This is a genomic window from Mesorhizobium sp. B2-6-4 (assembly GCF_006441495.1).
Taxonomy (GTDB): domain Bacteria; phylum Pseudomonadota; class Alphaproteobacteria; order Rhizobiales; family Rhizobiaceae; genus Mesorhizobium.
In genome coordinates this window covers 37,242-53,598 of record NZ_VFUE01000013.1, presented here as the reverse complement: position 1 = coordinate 53,598, position 16,357 = coordinate 37,242, and the positions used below count along the sequence as shown (strand labels likewise).

13 protein-coding genes are annotated in these 16,357 nt (G+C 62.7%); 11 read left to right on the top strand and 2 right to left on the bottom strand.

Going from position 1 to position 16,357, the window contains the following annotated elements; translation table 11 throughout:
- Positions 1–49 precede the first annotated feature (49 nt).
- Positions 50–1,852 (bottom strand): NAD(P)/FAD-dependent oxidoreductase, encoded by a 1,803-nt coding sequence (locus FJ426_RS19110; RefSeq protein WP_140495364.1) that lies wholly within the window; start codon positions 1,850–1,852, stop codon positions 50–52.
- A gap of 445 nt (positions 1,853–2,297) precedes the next feature.
- Between FJ426_RS19110 and FJ426_RS19105 the strand changes: the two genes are divergently transcribed.
- From FJ426_RS19105 to FJ426_RS19065, 9 genes are all read left to right on the top strand, one after another.
- Complete coding sequence (locus FJ426_RS19105; protein ID WP_140516486.1) at positions 2,298–4,079, top strand: acetolactate synthase 3 large subunit; 1,782 nt, start codon at positions 2,298–2,300, stop codon at positions 4,077–4,079.
- 82 nt (positions 4,080–4,161) lie between these two features.
- Positions 4,162–4,734, top strand: coding sequence for an acetolactate synthase small subunit (gene ilvN, locus FJ426_RS19100; RefSeq protein WP_023676680.1), 573 nt, complete (start codon positions 4,162–4,164; stop codon positions 4,732–4,734).
- A 109-nt stretch (positions 4,735–4,843) separates the two neighbouring features.
- A complete protein-coding gene (locus tag FJ426_RS19095; RefSeq protein ID WP_140516483.1) occupies positions 4,844–5,440 on the top strand; it encodes a LysE family translocator in 597 nt (198 codons plus the stop codon).
- Between the two features lie 215 nt (positions 5,441–5,655).
- Entirely contained in the window at positions 5,656–6,942 is a 1,287-nt protein-coding gene (locus tag FJ426_RS19090; protein ID WP_140521169.1) for an efflux RND transporter periplasmic adaptor subunit, read from the top strand.
- Positions 6,939–10,100 (top strand): efflux RND transporter permease subunit, encoded by a 3,162-nt coding sequence (locus FJ426_RS19085; RefSeq protein WP_140559563.1) that lies wholly within the window; start codon positions 6,939–6,941, stop codon positions 10,098–10,100. Before FJ426_RS19090 ends, FJ426_RS19085 begins: the two co-directional genes overlap by 4 nt.
- A 73-nt stretch (positions 10,101–10,173) precedes the next feature.
- A complete protein-coding gene (gene nthA, locus FJ426_RS19080) occupies positions 10,174–10,797 on the top strand; it encodes a nitrile hydratase subunit alpha (protein WP_140559564.1) in 624 nt (207 codons plus the stop codon).
- On the top strand, positions 10,794–11,453 hold the full coding sequence (nthB, locus tag FJ426_RS19075; RefSeq protein WP_140559565.1) for a nitrile hydratase subunit beta: 660 nt from the start codon (positions 10,794–10,796) through the stop codon (positions 11,451–11,453). Before nthA ends, nthB begins: the two co-directional genes overlap by 4 nt.
- Complete coding sequence (locus tag FJ426_RS19070; protein WP_181167329.1) at positions 11,440–11,802, top strand: nitrile hydratase accessory protein; 363 nt, start codon at positions 11,440–11,442, stop codon at positions 11,800–11,802. The genes nthB and FJ426_RS19070 overlap by 14 nt, the downstream gene beginning before the upstream one ends.
- 139 nt (positions 11,803–11,941) lie before the next feature.
- Positions 11,942–13,069: an ATP-dependent RecD-like DNA helicase gene (locus FJ426_RS19065; RefSeq protein WP_140516474.1), complete on the top strand. Its 1,128-nt coding sequence runs from the start codon at positions 11,942–11,944 to the stop codon at positions 13,067–13,069.
- On the opposite strand, the gene FJ426_RS19060 is transcribed toward FJ426_RS19065, so the two are convergent.
- Positions 13,062–13,463, bottom strand: coding sequence for an STAS/SEC14 domain-containing protein (locus FJ426_RS19060; RefSeq protein WP_140521265.1), 402 nt, complete (start codon positions 13,461–13,463; stop codon positions 13,062–13,064). The two genes, FJ426_RS19065 and FJ426_RS19060, sit on opposite strands and share 8 nt — an antisense overlap.
- A gap of 112 nt (positions 13,464–13,575) precedes the next feature.
- Between FJ426_RS19060 and FJ426_RS19055 the strand changes: the two genes are divergently transcribed.
- The gene (locus FJ426_RS19055; protein WP_140825491.1) at positions 13,576–14,316 is read left to right on the top strand and encodes a pyridoxine 5'-phosphate synthase; all 741 of its coding nucleotides are present in this window, start codon (positions 13,576–13,578) and stop codon (positions 14,314–14,316) included.
- 103 nt (positions 14,317–14,419) lie between these two features.
- Positions 14,420–16,339, top strand: a complete 1,920-nt coding sequence (locus FJ426_RS19050; protein ID WP_140495382.1) for a potassium transporter Kup — start codon at positions 14,420–14,422, stop codon at positions 16,337–16,339.
- Positions 16,340–16,357 lie beyond the last annotated feature (18 nt).

The following is a 16,357-nucleotide window of genomic DNA, read 5'->3' as shown; positions in this document are numbered from 1 at the left end:
AGGCGCGGTCCAAAACCGCGCCTCCCTCGGTTTTTCACCACGATCTGGCTTATCCCTTGTGGTGAACCTGCTGCAGCCCATAGACGGGCGTCGCAATGCCTTCCTGCCTGGCCTTCAACTGCAGCGACAGGAACTGCGAATAATGGCGCGACTGGTGCAGGTTACCGCCATGGAACCAGAGCGCCTCCTGCTGCGTCGGCTTCCACATGTTGCGCTGCTCACCTTCCCATGGGCCGGGATCCTTGGTGGTGTTCGAGCCGAGCCCCCAGCATTTGCCGACCTTGTCGGCAACCTCCTTTGAGATCAGCTCCGCCGCCCAGCCATTCATCGAGCCGTAGCCGGTGGCGTAGACGATGACGTCCGCCGGCAGTTCGGTGCCATCGCTGAGCAGGACGGAATGTTCTTTGATCTCGGCCACATCGACGCCGCTCTTGAGCTTGATGGCGCCATCGATGATCAGCTGCGAAGCGCCGATATCGATGTAGTAGCCGGAGCCACGCCTGAGATATTTCATGAACAGGCCGGAGCCGTCGTCGCCCCAGTCGAGCATGAACCCCGCCTTTTCCAGGCCCTTGTAGAACGCCGCGTCGCGCTCCTTCATCTTCTCATAAAGCGGAATCTGGAACTCGTGCAGGATCTTGTAGGGCAGGGAGGCGAAGATGAGGTCGGCCTTGGCGGTGGTCATACCGTTCTGCACCGCCTGCTCCGAGTAGAGCGCGCCAAGCCCGATATCCATCAGCGTGTCGGATCTGACGATGTGGGTGGTCGATCGCTGCACCATGGTGACGTCGACGCCGGCTTCCCACAGTGCTGCGCAAATGTCGTGCGCGGAATTGTTCGAGCCGATGACGACAACCTTCTTGCCGGCATATTGGTCGGGGCCGGGGTGCTTGGAGGAGTGGTGCTGATCGCCCTTGAAATTCTCCATGCCCTTGAACTTCGGCAGATTGGGACGGCCGGACATGCCGGTGGCCAACACCAGCTGCTTCGGCTTCAGCGTGATGTCCTTGCCGTCGCGGTGGACGACAACTGTCCATTCCTTCTTCTCCTCGTCGTAGGAAGCGCTCTTGGCCTCGGTTGAGGACCAGTAATTCAGCTCCATCACCTTGGTGTACATTTCCAGCCAGTCGCCGATCTTGTCCTTGGGCGAGAAAACCGGCCAGTTCCGGGGAAAATCGATGTAGGGCAAATGGTCATACCAGACCGGGTCGTGCAGGCAGAGCGACTTGTAGCGCTTGCGCCAACTGTCGCCGGCACGTTCATTCTTCTCGATGATGATCGTCGGCACGCCGAGCTGGCGGAGCCGCGCGCCAAGCGCGATGCCGCCCTGGCCGCCGCCGATGATGACCGTATAGGGCTGCGTCTTGAAGCCAAGCTCGGCCGCTTCCTTTTCGCGCTCTTCCTTCCAGGTCGGGCGGTTCTTGCCGGAGCCGTGCTTGGCGCCCATCGGCCGGGCGAAGCCGGCCGGCTCTTCATGCCCTTTCAGCTCGACCATCGTGGTCAGCAGCGTCCAGATCTTGCCGTCCTTCAACCTGATATGGCCGAAGCCGCGCGCCACATCCGTCTCGAAGCTGATCCAGCCGTCGATCACCCCGTTCGCCTCGGTCGCGTCCTCGCCCCTGGCGATGGCGAAATGTGATGGCTTCGTCTTCGACAGCTGGCTTTCCAGCATGTCACGCACCTGATCGCGGCCTTCCATGGTCTTGATATTCCAGGTGAAGGTGACGAGGTCGCGCCAATAACAATCTTCCTGGAAGCATTCGACCGCCTTGTCGACGTCGCCGGCGGCAAGGGCCGCGCCAAATCGTTCGAGAAGGTCGGAAAGCTTCCTGTTCGGGGCCTTGTCGAGCATCAGTTTCCTCCGCGTTTTTGTTGATCGGCCTCGTTGCGAGCTGCCTTTGCCGAGCTTGGGGTCCGGCCTCGGGCAGTATCGCGGCAAACCATGGGCCGCGTCACGTCGCCAAATAGTTCGCTTTGTTTTCAAGGGTTTGACCAGCGACCCGACGTCGAGCCGGGTCTAAATGACGGCGTGCGCGTGCTTCGTGCCATGCACCGGGCAAGCCGGCATGAAAGCGGAATCGACCCCATTGACGAACGGCTGCTTTCACCCTTATGGTTCGCCACCATGAAAAAGGCACTCATTCTCGTAGGAAGGCGCGTGGGCAAGGCGGTGTAACCGCCGGGCGAAAACCTCCCATGCGCAACACACAGGCTCCCTCGGGGGCCTTTTTTATTGCCTTAAACACGACTAAACGACCAGCAAATCGCCAGATGGCGGACAGTACGGGACCAAACCGATGAGCAACGGACAGAGCGAGCGGCGCGAAATGACTGGCGCCGAAATGGTGGTGCAGGCGCTGAAGGACAATGGCGTCAAGCATGTCTTCGGTTATCCGGGCGGCGCGGTTCTCCCGATCTATGACGAGATATTCCAGCAGGACGACGTCGAGCACATCCTGGTGAGGCACGAGCAGGGCGCCGGCCACGCGGCCGAGGGCTATGCGCGCTCGACCGGCAGGGCAGGCGTCATGCTGGTGACATCGGGTCCGGGCGCGACCAACGCGGTGACGCCTTTGCAGGACGCGCTGATGGATTCGATCCCGCTGGTGTGCCTGACCGGGCAGGTGCCGACCTCGCTGATCGGTTCGGACGCTTTCCAGGAGTGCGACACGGTCGGCATCACGCGCCCCTGCACCAAGCACAATTGGCTGGTCAAGGACGTCAACGAGCTTGCCGCAACCATTCATGAGGCCTTCCATGTCGCCACCACCGGCCGTCCCGGTCCTGTCGTGGTCGACATCCCGAAGGACGTGCAGTTCGCCAAGGGTTTTTACGTTTCTCCGCAAACCGCGCCACGCACCAGCTATCAGCCGAAGGTGCAGGGTGATCTGGAGAAGATCAAGGCGGCGGTCGAGCTTTTGGCCGGTGCCAGGAAACCGATCATCTACAGCGGCGGCGGCGTCATCAACTCCGGTCCGGAAGCGAGCCATCTGCTGCGCGAACTGGTCGACCTCACCGGTTTCCCGATCACCTCGACGCTGATGGGGCTCGGCGCCTATCCGGCATCTGGCAAGAACTGGCTCGGCATGCTCGGTATGCACGGCACCTACGAAGCCAACATGGCCATGCATGACTGCGACGTGATGGTCTGCATCGGTGCGCGCTTCGACGACCGCATCACCGGCCGGCTCAACGCGTTCTCGCCGAACTCGAAGAAGATCCATATCGACATCGATCCGTCCTCGATCAACAAGAACGTCCACACCGACGTGCCCATTATCGGCGATGTCGGCCGGGTTCTGGAGGATCTCGTGCGGCTGTGGCGGGCAACCGCCAAGGCCGACAAGAAGGCGCTCTATCCCTGGTGGGAGCAGATCGCCAAATGGCGCGCGCGCGATTCGCTCGCGTACAAGATGAACAACGACGTGATCATGCCGCAATATGCCATCCAGCGGCTCTATGCCCTGACCAAGGACATGGACACCTACATCACGACGGAGGTCGGCCAGCACCAGATGTGGGCGGCCCAGCACTACCATTTCGAGAAGCCGAACCGCTGGATGACGTCCGGGGGGCTCGGCACGATGGGTTACGGCCTGCCGGCGGCACTGGGCGTGCAGATCGCGCATCCGAACGCGCTGGTCGTCGATATCGCCGGCGACGCTTCGGTGCAGATGACGATGCAAGAGATGAGTGCCGCGGTGCAGTTCGACGCGCCGATCAAAATCTTCATTCTCAACAACCAGTATATGGGCATGGTGCGGCAATGGCAGCAGCTGCTGCACGGCAACCGGCTGTCGCATTCCTACACCGAAGCCATGCCTGATTTCGTCAAGCTGGCCGAAGCCTATGGCGGCCACGGTATTCGCTGCGACAAGCCGGACGAGCTGGACGATGCCATCAAGGAGATGATCTCGGTCAGAAAGCCGGTGCTGTTCGACTGCCGCGTGGCGACGCTCGCCAACTGCTTCCCGATGATCCCGTCGGGCAAGGCGCACAATGAGATGCTCTTGCCGGACGAGGCGACGGACGAAGCGGTGGCCAACGCCATCGACGCCAAGGGCAGGGAACTGGTTTAGCAGCGGACAGAGGCAGGGCTGTCGCGAGAAGCCGTGCGTAAACAGAGATTAGATCCAAGAGTTTGAAGTCGAGATTCACATCATGAACGCACAGCTACAACCGACCGGCTCCGCCTATTTCATCGCCAAGGAAACGGAAAAGCCCGAGAACCACACGCTTTCAGTGCTGGTCGACAACGAGCCGGGCGTGCTTGCCCGGGTCATCGGCCTGTTTTCCGGGCGCGGCTACAACATCGAGAGCCTGACGGTCTCGGAAACCGAGCATGAGAAACATCTTTCGCGCATCACCATCGTGACGCGCGGCACGCCGCATGTGCTGGAGCAGATCAAGCACCAGCTCGAGCGCATCGTGCCGGTCCACCGCGTCGTCGACCTCACCGTGCGCTCGCAGGAGTTCGGCCAGGAGCGGCCGCTGGAGCGGGAACTGGCGCTGGTCAAGGTCGCCGGCACCGGCGAAGCCCGCGTCGAGGCGCTGCGGCTGGCTGACGCCTTCCGCGCCAGCGTCATCGACGCCAACACCGAGCATTTCATCTTCGAGATCACCGGCAAGGGCTCCAAGCTCGACCAGTTCATCGCCATCATGAAGCCACTCGGCCTGGTCGAAATCTGCCGCACCGGCGTGGCGGCGATGAACCGTGGCCCGCAGGGGATGTAGCACCGGTAAGTTTCTCCACAGCGTGACGACGGGATCGGCCACCGGCCGAGGGTGGCATTTGTGCGGTCGTTGGAAGAGACAATAATACTGGCTTATCTGGGAGGATATCATGTCGCTCGACGCATTCCTCGCCTTGCTTGTCTACGCCTTCGTGACCTCGATCACGCCCGGGCCTAACAATCTGATGCTGCTCGCCTCAGGTGTGAATTTCGGCCTGGTGAGGAGCGTGCCGCATATGTTCGGCATCAGCATCGGGTTTCTTGTCTTGCTGCTGGCGGTCGGCCTTGGTCTTGGCGCCGTGCTGACGGCGTTCCCGGCGCTGCACACCGCGCTCAAGATCGCCGGCGCCGCCTATCTGCTCTACCTTGCCTGGAAAATCGCCATGTCACGCTCGCTCAGCGGCAAAGGCGAGACGAAGGCGCGGCCGATGCGTTTCATCGAGGCGGCGGCGTTCCAGTGGGTCAATGCCAAGGCCTGGGTGATGGCGATCACCGCCATGGCCGTCTACTCCAATCCGGAGCATCCGTTCCTGTCGGTGGCGCTGATCTCGGTGGCCTTCACCATCGTCAACCTGCCGAGCGTTTCAGTGTGGGCGGGATTCGGCACGGCGCTGCGCGGTTTCCTGTCCGATCCAGTGCGGCTGAAATGGTTCAACATCGCCATGGGCGTGTTGCTGGCCGCGACGCTTTGGCCGATGCTGCGGTGAGTTGTCCAGGTTCGCGATCCGCCTTTTGCACGCGATCATGGTGGCCAGCCCATCCATTGTGCAGTGCACATTAAATCTTCGTAATGCCGTGTTTTGGCCCTTTTCCGCCAAAGCCCTGTCCTATCTATTCAGCGAAATCGCGGCAGGGCGTCGTGATTTGAGCTAGAATACGACCACCTGGCTATGGCGTGTCGGACGGAGAGGGTCTTTTGTCGATGCGTGGAAAAGTCATTCTTTCATTGCTTGCGGTCGCCTGCGCAGGCGCGGCCTGGCTCTATCTGTCTCCCGATGCGCTGAGCAGGGCCCGGCAGATCATCGGTGTAAATCAGGTCGCGTCGGACAAGCCGGCGCCGGATAGCCAGGATCCGCAGGCAGGGGGCAAGCAGGCGGCTGGCGGCACTGGCGCCCGTTCGGCCTCGATCATCTCGGCCACGGCAACGACGGCCGATTTCCCGGTCCGGCGCTACGCCATCGGCTTCGTCTCCTCTCCCGCCGTGGTCAGCATCAACGCGCGCGTGTCCAGCCAGATCGTGTCGATCGACGTCAAGGACGGGCAGATGGTGAAAACCGGCGATCTCCTGTTTTCGCTGGATGACCGTGCCTTGAAGGCGCAGCTCGCCAAGGATCAGGCGACGCTCGCCAAGGATCAGGCGCTGCTTGCCAGTTCGAATTCCGATCTTCAGCGCGCCAAGGATCTTGTCGCCAAGCAGGCCGGTACGCAGCAGACCTACGACCAGGCCGTTGCCGCGCAGAAGGCGGCGGCAGCGACTGTCGATGCCGACAAGGCGACAATCGATGCAGACAATGTCCAGCTTGGCTTTGCCAGGATCACCGCGCCGATTTCCGGCAGGCTTGGCGCGGTCAACGTTGCCGTGGGCGATCTCGTGACCACGAGCAATGGCAGCAGCAGCACTTCGACCCCGCTCGTCACCATCACCCAGATGGATCCGCTGCAGGTGAACTTCAACCTGCCCGAAAGCAACCTTGCGCTGCTGCACAAGGCACTGGCAAAGCCACAGCAAGGGGCAGTGACCCTGACCCAGGACGGCGACCCGACACCCATTGGCAAGGGCACGCTCGATTTCGTCGATTCCAGCGTCGATACCGCTTCCGGCACCATCGCAACGCGAGCCAGCATACCCAACGCCGATCTGTCGCTGTGGCCGGGCCAATATGTGAATGTCGTGCTCGACGCGGGCATCATGCCGCAGATGACGTCCGTCCCCACGGTCGCGGTGCAGCCCAGCCAGAAGGGGCCGTTCGTCTATGTGGTCAAGCCTGACAACACAGTCGAAATGCGGCCGGTGCAAGTGGCGCTGACCGTGGGTCAGAGCGCCGCCATCAGCGATGGCCTGAAAAGCGGCGAGAAGGTTGTTATCGAAGGCCAGACGCGACTGAAGAACGGGGCTGCCGTGCACGAAGGCAAGGCATCCGCCGGATCCGGCGACCAGGCAGCACCCAAGATCGCGCAAGCGGACAAGGCCGGCGAGGCGGCCCAATGATCTCCGAGTTCTGCATTCGCAGGCCTGTCGCCACCCTCCTGATGTCGTTCGCCCTCGTTCTGGGCGGGCTGTTCGCCTACAAGTTCCTCCCGGTGGCCGCGCTGCCCAGTGCCGAATTCCCTGTCGTCAACGTCTCGGCTCAGCTACCCGGAGCCTCGCCGGAAACGATGGCAACGTCGGTGGCGACGCCGCTGATCAAGCAATTCGCCACCATTGCCGGAATCGATTCGATCTCGACCACCAACTCGCTCGGCCAGACCTCGATCGCCATCCAGTTCGTGCTCAACCGCGACATCGATGCCGCGGCCGCGGACGTGCAGGCAGCGATCGCGCGCACGCAAAGATCGCTGCCGCCGCAGATGACCTCGCCGCCGAGCTATCGCAAGGTCAATCCGGCCGACGCGCCGATCCTTTTGATGTCGCTGGTCAGCGATACGGTTCCGCTGACCGATCTCGATGCTTTCGCCGAAAACGTCATCTCGCCGTCGCTGTCGACCATCGACGGCGTGGCGCAGGTCTCCATCTTCGGCCAGCAGAAATATGCAGTCCGCATCCAGATCGACCCGACCGCGCTTGCCGCGCGCGGCATTTCGATCGACCAGCTGCAGGCGGCGATCGCATCCGCCAACTCCAACACCCCGCTGGGCGTTCTGAAGAACAACAAACAGCAGTTGACGATCACGGCCAATACGCAGCTGACCGACGCCGCCGGATTCTCCAACCTCATCATCGCCACCAAGAACGGTCATCCGGTGCGGCTGGGCGAGGTGACACGCGTCGTCGATTCGGTGCAGACCACGACGACTGCAAGCTGGTATGACGGCACGCGCGCGATCATCATGGCGGTGCAGCGCCAGCCCGACGCCAACACTGTCGATGTCGTCGACAAGGTCAAGGCGATGCTGCCGTCCTTCCAGGACCAGATGCCGGCCGCCGCCCAGATCAAGCTGCTCAACGACCGTTCGACCTCGATCCGCCAGGCCGTGGACGACGTGCAGTTCACGCTGCTGTTGACCATCGCGCTGGTGGTCATGGTGATCTTCGTGTTCCTGCGCCGCGTTACGGCGACCATCATCCCGGCCGTGGCGGTGCCGATCTCGTTGATCGCCACGCTCGGCGCGATGTTCCTGTTCGGCTTTTCCATCGACAACATTTCGCTGATGGGCCTGACGCTCGCGGTCGGCCTCGTCGTCGACGACGCTATCGTGATGCTGGAAAACATCTTCCGTCACATGGAGGAGGACGGATTGTCGGCTTTCGATGCGTCGCTGAAGGGCGCGCGCGAAATCGGCTTCACCATCATCTCGATTTCGATCTCGCTGGTGGCCGTGTTCATCCCGGTGCTTCTGATGGGCGGCGTCATCGGGCGCATCTTCAACGAGTTCGCCGTCGTGGTGACGGTCGCCATCCTGGCGTCGATGTTCGTGTCGCTGACGCTGACGCCGATGCTGTGCTCGCGGCTGCTGTCGGTGACCAAGGCCGACCGCGAGGCGCATGGCGATGGCCACAGGCGCGATTTCATCACCCGCGGCTACGACCGGATCCTGAGCTTCTGTCTGCGGCACACTTTCCTGGTGTTCCTGGTCTTCATAGGCACCGCGGCGGCGTCGGTGTGGCTGATCGAGGTCTCGCCGAAGGGCTTTTTCCCGCAGGAGGATATCGGCCAGATATCGGTGACGACCATTGCGCGCCAGGACATCTCGTTCGACGCCATGGCAAAGCTGCAGGGGCAGGTGGCCAGCGTGTTCTCGCATTCGCCCTATGTCGACCATGTTGCGTGGTCGGCGGGCAGCGGCAACAATGCGCTCAACCAGGGGCAGCTTTTCGTCCAGCTCAAGGGCAAGGACCAGCGGCCCAATATCGAGAAGGTGCTTGCGGATCTGCGCAAGCAATTGGCCGGCGTCGCGGGCATCGAGACCTACATGCAGCCTGTGCAGAATCTGAGGCTGGGTTCGCGCTCGTCTGCCAGCGCCTACCAGCTCGTGGTTCAAGGCCTCGACACCGGCCAGACAGACATCTGGGCGCAGAAACTGAATGATGCGATGGCGGCCGATCATGCGACTTTCACCGACGTTACCAGCGATTTGCAGAACAATGCGCTGCAGGCGACGCTGGTGGTGGATCGCGACAAGGCGGCCCAGCTCGGCATCGACACCGACACACTGCGCTCGGCGCTTTATGGCGGGTTCGGCACCGACCAGGTTTCGACGATCTTCGGCTCCGCCGACAGCTACGAAGTCATCACCGAGCTCGATCCCACGATCGAGTGGTCGCCGGAGCGGATGCTGGCCATCCAGATGAGGACGGCGAGCGGCTCCCTGGTTCCGCTTGGCGCCTTCGCCCGGGTCGATCGCACGGCGGGCGCCTTGACGGTCAACCAGCTCGGCCAGCTTCCGGCCGTGACGATCTCCTATAATCTGCCGCAAGGCGTGGCGCTCGGCGACAGCGTGAGCCGCATCGACGCGCTCAAGGAGCAGATCGGCATGCCGGAGACGATCTCGACCAGCTTTGCCGGCACAGCCAAGACCTTCCAGGATTCGCTCGCCAACCAGGGCCTGCTGATCGGCGGCGCGATCCTGACCATCTATATCGTGCTTGGCATTCTCTATGAGAGCTTCATCCATCCGCTCACGATCCTCACAGGCTTGCCATCGGCTGTGCTGGGAGCGGTTGTCGCCTTGCGCTTCGCCGGCATGGACCTGTCCGTCATCGCGGTGATCGGCATCCTGATGCTGATCGGCATCGTCAAGAAGAACGGCATCATGATGGTCGACGTCGCGCTCGAATTGCGACGAGAAGGAATGTCGGCCACCGAGTCCATCCACAAGGCCTGCCTGATGCGGTTCCGGCCGATCATGATGACGACGCTGGCCGCCTTGATGGGCACGTTCCCGATCGCGCTCGGCACGGGCGCCAGCGCGGAGCTGCGCCAGCCGCTGGGCGTCGCCGTTGTCGGCGGTCTGCTCGCCTCGCAGGCGCTGACGCTGTTCGTCACACCGGTAATCTATGTCTACATGGAAAATTTCTCGGGCTGGCTGGTCGGGCTGATGCCGAAGCGCAAGCCCGAATTGCATCTGGTCGAAGCGGGGGATCAGCCTTCGCTGTTCGACGATGATGACGAAATCCGAGGCGAGCCGCAAAAGACGGCCGCGGAGTAGTGTATCCGCGTCGCGCCCACTGGCCCAAGTCGTCATGCTTGCGGCCGGCGGATCCCAGCCGTAGTTTATGACCATGTCCCACGATCATGACCACGACAACGAACTCGATCCGTTTGCCGCCCGCGTGCGCGCGCTGGAAACCATTCTCACCCGCAAGGGATTGATCGATCCGGCCGCGATCGATGTCATCGTCGATACCTACGAGACTAAGATCGGTCCCCGCAACGGCGCGAGGGTGGTGGCCAAGGCCTGGAGCGATCCCGCTTTTGCCGACTGGCTGAAGCGCGATGCTACGGCGGCGATCGGATCGCTGGGCTATACCGGCCGGCAAGGCGAGCACATGCAGGCGGTGTTCAACACCGAAGAGACTCACAATCTCGTCGTCTGCACGCTGTGCTCCTGCTATCCGTGGTCGGTGCTCGGCCTGCCGCCGGTCTGGTACAAGGCGCCGCCCTATCGCTCGCGCGCGGTCATCGATCCGCGCGGCGTGCTTGAGGAATTCGGGCTGACGCTGCCGGCCTCGACAAAGATACGCGTCTGGGATTCGACCGCGGAGTTACGCTATCTCGTCGTCCCGATGCGGCCTCAAGGAACCGAAGGCTGGAGTGAGGAGCGCTTGTCCGAATTGGTAAGCCGCGATGCGATGATCGGCACTGTGCTAGCCCAAAAACCGGAAAAAACGGGGGATCCGGCATGAACGGCCCGCAGGATGTCGGCGGACAGATGGGATTCGGGCCGGTGGCGCCGGAACGGGACGAGCCGTATTTCCATACCGACTGGGAGCGGCGGGCGCTCGGCGTGACGCTCACCGCCGGCGCCATGGGCGCCTGGAATATCGATGAGAGCCGGCATGCGCGGGAATCGCTGCATCCGGCCGACTATTATGCCTCCAGCTACTACCAGATCTGGATCAAGGCGCTGGAAACCCTGCTCAAGCGCCATGGTTTCGTCAGCGAGCGTGATCTCAAGGCAGGCGAGGCGATCGATGCGGCGGCGACGCCCAAAAGAGTGCTGAAGACCGATGACGTTCCGGCCGTGCTGGCCAAGGGCGCTCCGTGCAACCGGCCGGTCGAAACGGCGCCGCGGTTCAGGGCCGGCGACCGCGTGCGGACCAGGAATTTCAATCCGACCGGCCACACCAGGCTGCCGCGCTACGCGCGTGGCAAGCATGGGAGGATCGAAGCGGTGCGCGACGGCTTTGTATTCCCGGACACCAACGCGCATGGGCAGGGCGAGAACCCGCAATGGGTCTATACGGTGGTTTTCGACGGAGCCGAGATCTGGGGCGACGGGGCCGATCCGACGCTGACCGTGTCCATCGATGCCTGGGAGAACTATCTTGAACCGGCCTGAGGCGAACGGGCCTGCCGGTCTGCCCGCCGGCCTCGATGCGCCCGTCTTCGCCGAGCCCTGGCAGGCCGAAGCCTTCGCGATGACGGTGGCGCTGCACGACAAGGGCCTGTTTTCGTGGAGCGAGTGGGCGCAGGCACTGTCGGCCGAAGTGAAGAAACCCGGCGCCGGGGCTGACGGCCATGACTATTACGAACATTGGTTGGCGGCGCTGGAAGCGCTGCTGGCGTCGAAAGGATTGGCCGCCAAGCCCGATGTCGATGCAATGGCACGGGCCTGGGAGCGCGCCGCGCATGCCACGCCGCACGGCAAGCCGATCCTGCTGGAGAACGATCCGCACGCCGTCGGGTGATCGCGCGGACATGGCGCCCGTTCCCTTTACGTTCCCGTCCTCGCCTGATAGGCTGAAGCGCAGGGAGTTCGCCACCAGGCCGCGTCGATGGCGGTGGCGCTATCTTGTCTTTCTCTCGCGAATCCGGTCACACGATCAGATGGAATTTTCACCCCAACAGGACGAGGCGCTGCAGGCGGTCGCGCGCTGGCTCAAGGCCGGCAAGCCGCAATTGTTCCGGCTGTTCGGCTATGCCGGCACCGGCAAGACGACGCTGGCGCGCTATTTCGCCGAACATGTCGACGGCCAGGTGCAGTTCGCCGCCTTCACCGGCAAGGCGGCGCAGGTGCTGCGCTCCAAGGGCGCGGTCAATGCCCGCACCATCCATTCGCTGATCTACAGGCCCAAGGGGGAGGAATCGGTCGAAGACGAGGTGACTGGCAAGACGTCGATGTCGCCGACTTTTTCGCTCAACCGGCAGAGCCCGATCTCGCGTGCGAAACTGGTCATCATCGACGAATGCTCGATGGTCGACGAGCAGCTTGGCCGTGACCTCTTGAGCTTTGGCACGCCGATCCTGGTGCTGGGCGATCCCGGCCAGTTGCCGCCGATCTCGGGCGGTGGCTTCTTCACCGACCACGAGCCGGATTTCCTGCTCACCGAAATCCACCGGCAGGCGCGCGACAATCCGATCCTGCGGCTGGCGCTCGACGTGCGCGAGGGGCGCGAATTCATGCGCGGCGACTACGGCACGGCGCAGGTGATCGGCAAGGAAGACGTCAACCAGGACCTAGTGCTGAGGGCGGACCAGGTGCTGGTCGGCACCAACCGCACGCGCCGCCGCTACAACCAGCGCCTGCGCGAGCTCAAGGGGTTCAATGCCGACTATCCGCAGGCCGGCGACAAGCTGGTGTGCCTGCGCAACGACCCGGCCAAGGGCCTGCTCAACGGTTCGCTGTGGAAGGTGATGACCTCGTCGCGCGAGACGGTGAAACCTGGCATCAACCTCCTGGTGTCGCCCGAAGAGGATGATCCGGACCGCGGTGTCGCCAAGATCAAGCTGCTCAAGGCGGCGTTCGAGGATCCCGACGCCGATATCCCGTGGCAGCAGAAGAAGCGGTTCGATGATTTCGACTATGGCTATGCGCTGACCGTGCACAAGGCGCAGGGGTCGCAGTGGAACGAGATCGTGCTGTTCGACGAGAGCTGGGCGTTCAAGGAAACGCGCCAGCGCTGGCTTTACACCGCGATCACCCGGGCGGCCGAACGGCTGACGATCGTCAGGTAGCGGAGCCCAGTTGTCTGGCGCCGAGCCATTGCCAGGCATCGGCCTCGTCTTTGAAATGCCTGAGTTCGACCGGCGGCGGGGTAGGGAGGAAGTCTCGCGCCTGCGCCGTCCAGTCCGGCTCGCCGATCGCGGCACAACGACCGATATGTTCTGCGGCCTGGACCGCGCCCTGTCGCAGCGTCTCGTCCGATATGTCGCTCCAGTCGACGCCGTCATGATCGATCACGCGCACCAGCACATCGATTCGCGGGTGAAGCGCGTAAGCCGCTTCGAGCAGGCCGAACAGGTTTTCCGCGTCGGCCGCCGAGACATGGCCGACGATATCGATGGCGAAGAGATCCTCACGGTCCGTATCGATGCGCCGGATTGCCGGCACGGCTTCGAGGAAATTCAAGGGATCGTATCCTTTCACAAACGTCATCCGATCTTCTGGAACACCGGAAACCCCCTATCTGTTCCCGTCAAAGGCGGTATAGATGCGCCGAAATCGAGCAGGATCCGAAGCCATGCCCGCAAAGCTTTCCGTCAATCTCAACGCCATCGCCATGCTGCGCAACCGGCGCGACCTGCCGTGGCCTGATGTGATCAGGCTTGGCCGCATCGCGCTTGCGGCGGGAGCACATGGGCTGACGGTGCATCCTCGCCCGGACGAGCGCCATACCCGCCGTTCAGACCTGCCTGAGATCAGGGCCTTGATCGACGATGAGTTCCCGCGGGCCGAATTCAACATCGAGGGCCATCCGACCGAGGATTTCCTGGCGCTTGTGGAAAAGCACCAGCCGGAACAGGTGACCCTGGTGCCCGACGATCCCTCCCAGGCAACCTCGGACCATGGCTGGAACTTCATCGTCGATGCAGCGTTCCTGACACCGATCGTGAGACGCCTGAAGAAGGGCGGTTTCCGGGTCTCGTTGTTCTCCGATGCGGATCCTGCCGGCATAAACGCCGCGCGCGATACCGGTGCCGACCGCATCGAGCTTTACACGGGACCTTATGGCAGTTGCCATGCCGATTCCGCCAAGGCGGCCAAGGAGCTGGAAAGACTGGGAAAAACCGCCGATGCGGCCTTTGTCGCGGGCCTCGAGGTCAATGCCGGGCACGATCTGACCGTGAGCAACCTGCCGGCCTTGGCGCGACGCGTTCCGGCATTGGCCGAAGTGTCGATCGGACATGGGTTGACAGCCGACGCGTTGGAGTATGGCATGGCCGGCACGGTGGGCCGCTTTCTCAGGGCTTGCGGGTGGTAATGGTGGCAGCCTCGCGTGCAAAGCATGGCAGCCATAACGCGACGGTACTTGATATTGCATCGCAGCAAGCGTAGAGCACCGCCCGCTTATCGGAGTGTCGTTCATGGCCCTTGCCAACACTGGTAGTGAGGCAGAAACCGTCGAACAATCGAGCCATCCTGAAATCGAGCAGCACAGCACCAAGGTGTTGATGCTCGGCGCGCTCGGCGTTGTTTACGGCGATATCGGCACCAGCCCGATCTACGCGTTCCGCGAGGCGCTGGTGGCGTCGTCGGGCGGCGAAGTGGCCGACCGTGGCGACATTCTTGGCGTTCTCTCGCTGATCATCTGGTCACTGACGATCATCGTCACCATCAAATACATCATGTTCGTGCTGCGCGCCAACAACCGCGGCGAAGGCGGCGTGCTATCGTTGATGGCATTGGCGCGCGGCAGTTTCCCGAAGCGCTCGGCGATCATCCTGGGCATCGGTATCGTCGGCGCCTCGCTGTTTTTCGGCGACGCCGTCATAACCCCGGCAATTTCGGTGCTGTCGGCGGTCGAGGGCATGAACGTCGTCACGCCGACCTTCCAGCCCTATGTCGTGCCGCTGACACTGGTCATCTTGGCGGTACTGTTTTCGGTGCAGCGCTTCGGCACCGGCGGCGTAGCGCTGATCTTCGGCCCGATCACCGCGGTCTGGTTCCTGGCCATCGGCCTGTCCGGTCTCAACCATATCATCGCCGATCCGGAAATCCTGTGGGCGATCAGCCCGCACTATATCGTCGCCTTCCTGATCAATTCGCCCGATGTCGCCTTCGTCACCATCGGCGCCATCTTCCTTGCGGTCACCGGCGCCGAAGCGCTCTATGCCGATCTCGGCCATTTCGGCCGCAAGCCGATCGTGCTCGCCTGGCTGGCGATCGTGTTCCCTTGCCTGCTGCTCAACTATGCCGGCCAGGGCGCCTTCGTGCTGGCCAAGAACGGCGTGGTCGGGCATCCCTTCTTCGAAATGAACGAAGGCTGGACGCTGATCCCGATGGTGGTGCTGGCGACCGCCGCGACGGTCATCGCCAGCCAGGCGGTGATTTCAGGCGCATTCTCGCTGACCAGGCAGGCGGTGCAGCTCAACATGCTGCCACGGCTGGAAATCCTGCACACGTCGGAAAAACAGTCCGGCCAGATCTACATGCCGCGCGTCAACCTGTTGCTGGCGCTGGTGGTGATGATGCTGGTGGTGGGCTTCGGCGAATCCAGCAGGCTGGCTTCGGCATACGGCATCTCGGTGACCGGCAACATGCTGGTGACCACGGTGCTGCTGTTTGTCGTCATGACCCGCATCTGGAAATGGCGGCTGTGGGTGGCTGTCGCGATGACGGCGTTGTTCGGTTTCATCGATGTCGGCTTCTTTGCTTCCAACATCGTCAAGGTGTTCGAAGGCGGCTGGGCCTCGCTGGCGGTGGCCTTCACCATCGTTCTGGCGATGTGGACCTGGGTGCGCGGCAGCCGTTATCTCTTCGACAAGACCCGCCGCAACGAGATCCCGCTCGATTTCCTGGCCGGCAATCTGTTGAAGAAGAAGCCGCAGCTGGTATCCGGCACCGCGGTGTTCCTGACCAGCGATCCGCTCAGCGCGCCGACCGCGCTGATGCACAGCCTGAAGCACTACAAGGTCCTGCACGAGCAGAATGTGATCCTCTCGGTGGTAACCGCGCCGCAGCCGGTGGTGCCTGACAGCGACCGGGTCAAGATGGAGACGGTCAACGAGCTGTTCATGCGGGTGACGCTGACCTTCGGCTATATGGAGCAGCCCAACATCCCGCGCGCGCTGGCGATCTGCCGCAAGCAAGGCTGGAAGTTCGACATCATGACGACGTCCTTCTTCCTGTCCCGGCGCTCGCTGAAAGCCTCGCCCAATTCCGGCATGCCGGTGTGGCAGGACCGGCTGTTCATCGGGCTGGCGCGCACGGCGGCCGACGCCACCGAATATTTCCAGATACCGACCGGCCGTGTGGTAGAGATCGGCACGCAGGTGGCGATCTGACTGTCTCGATCGCCTTGG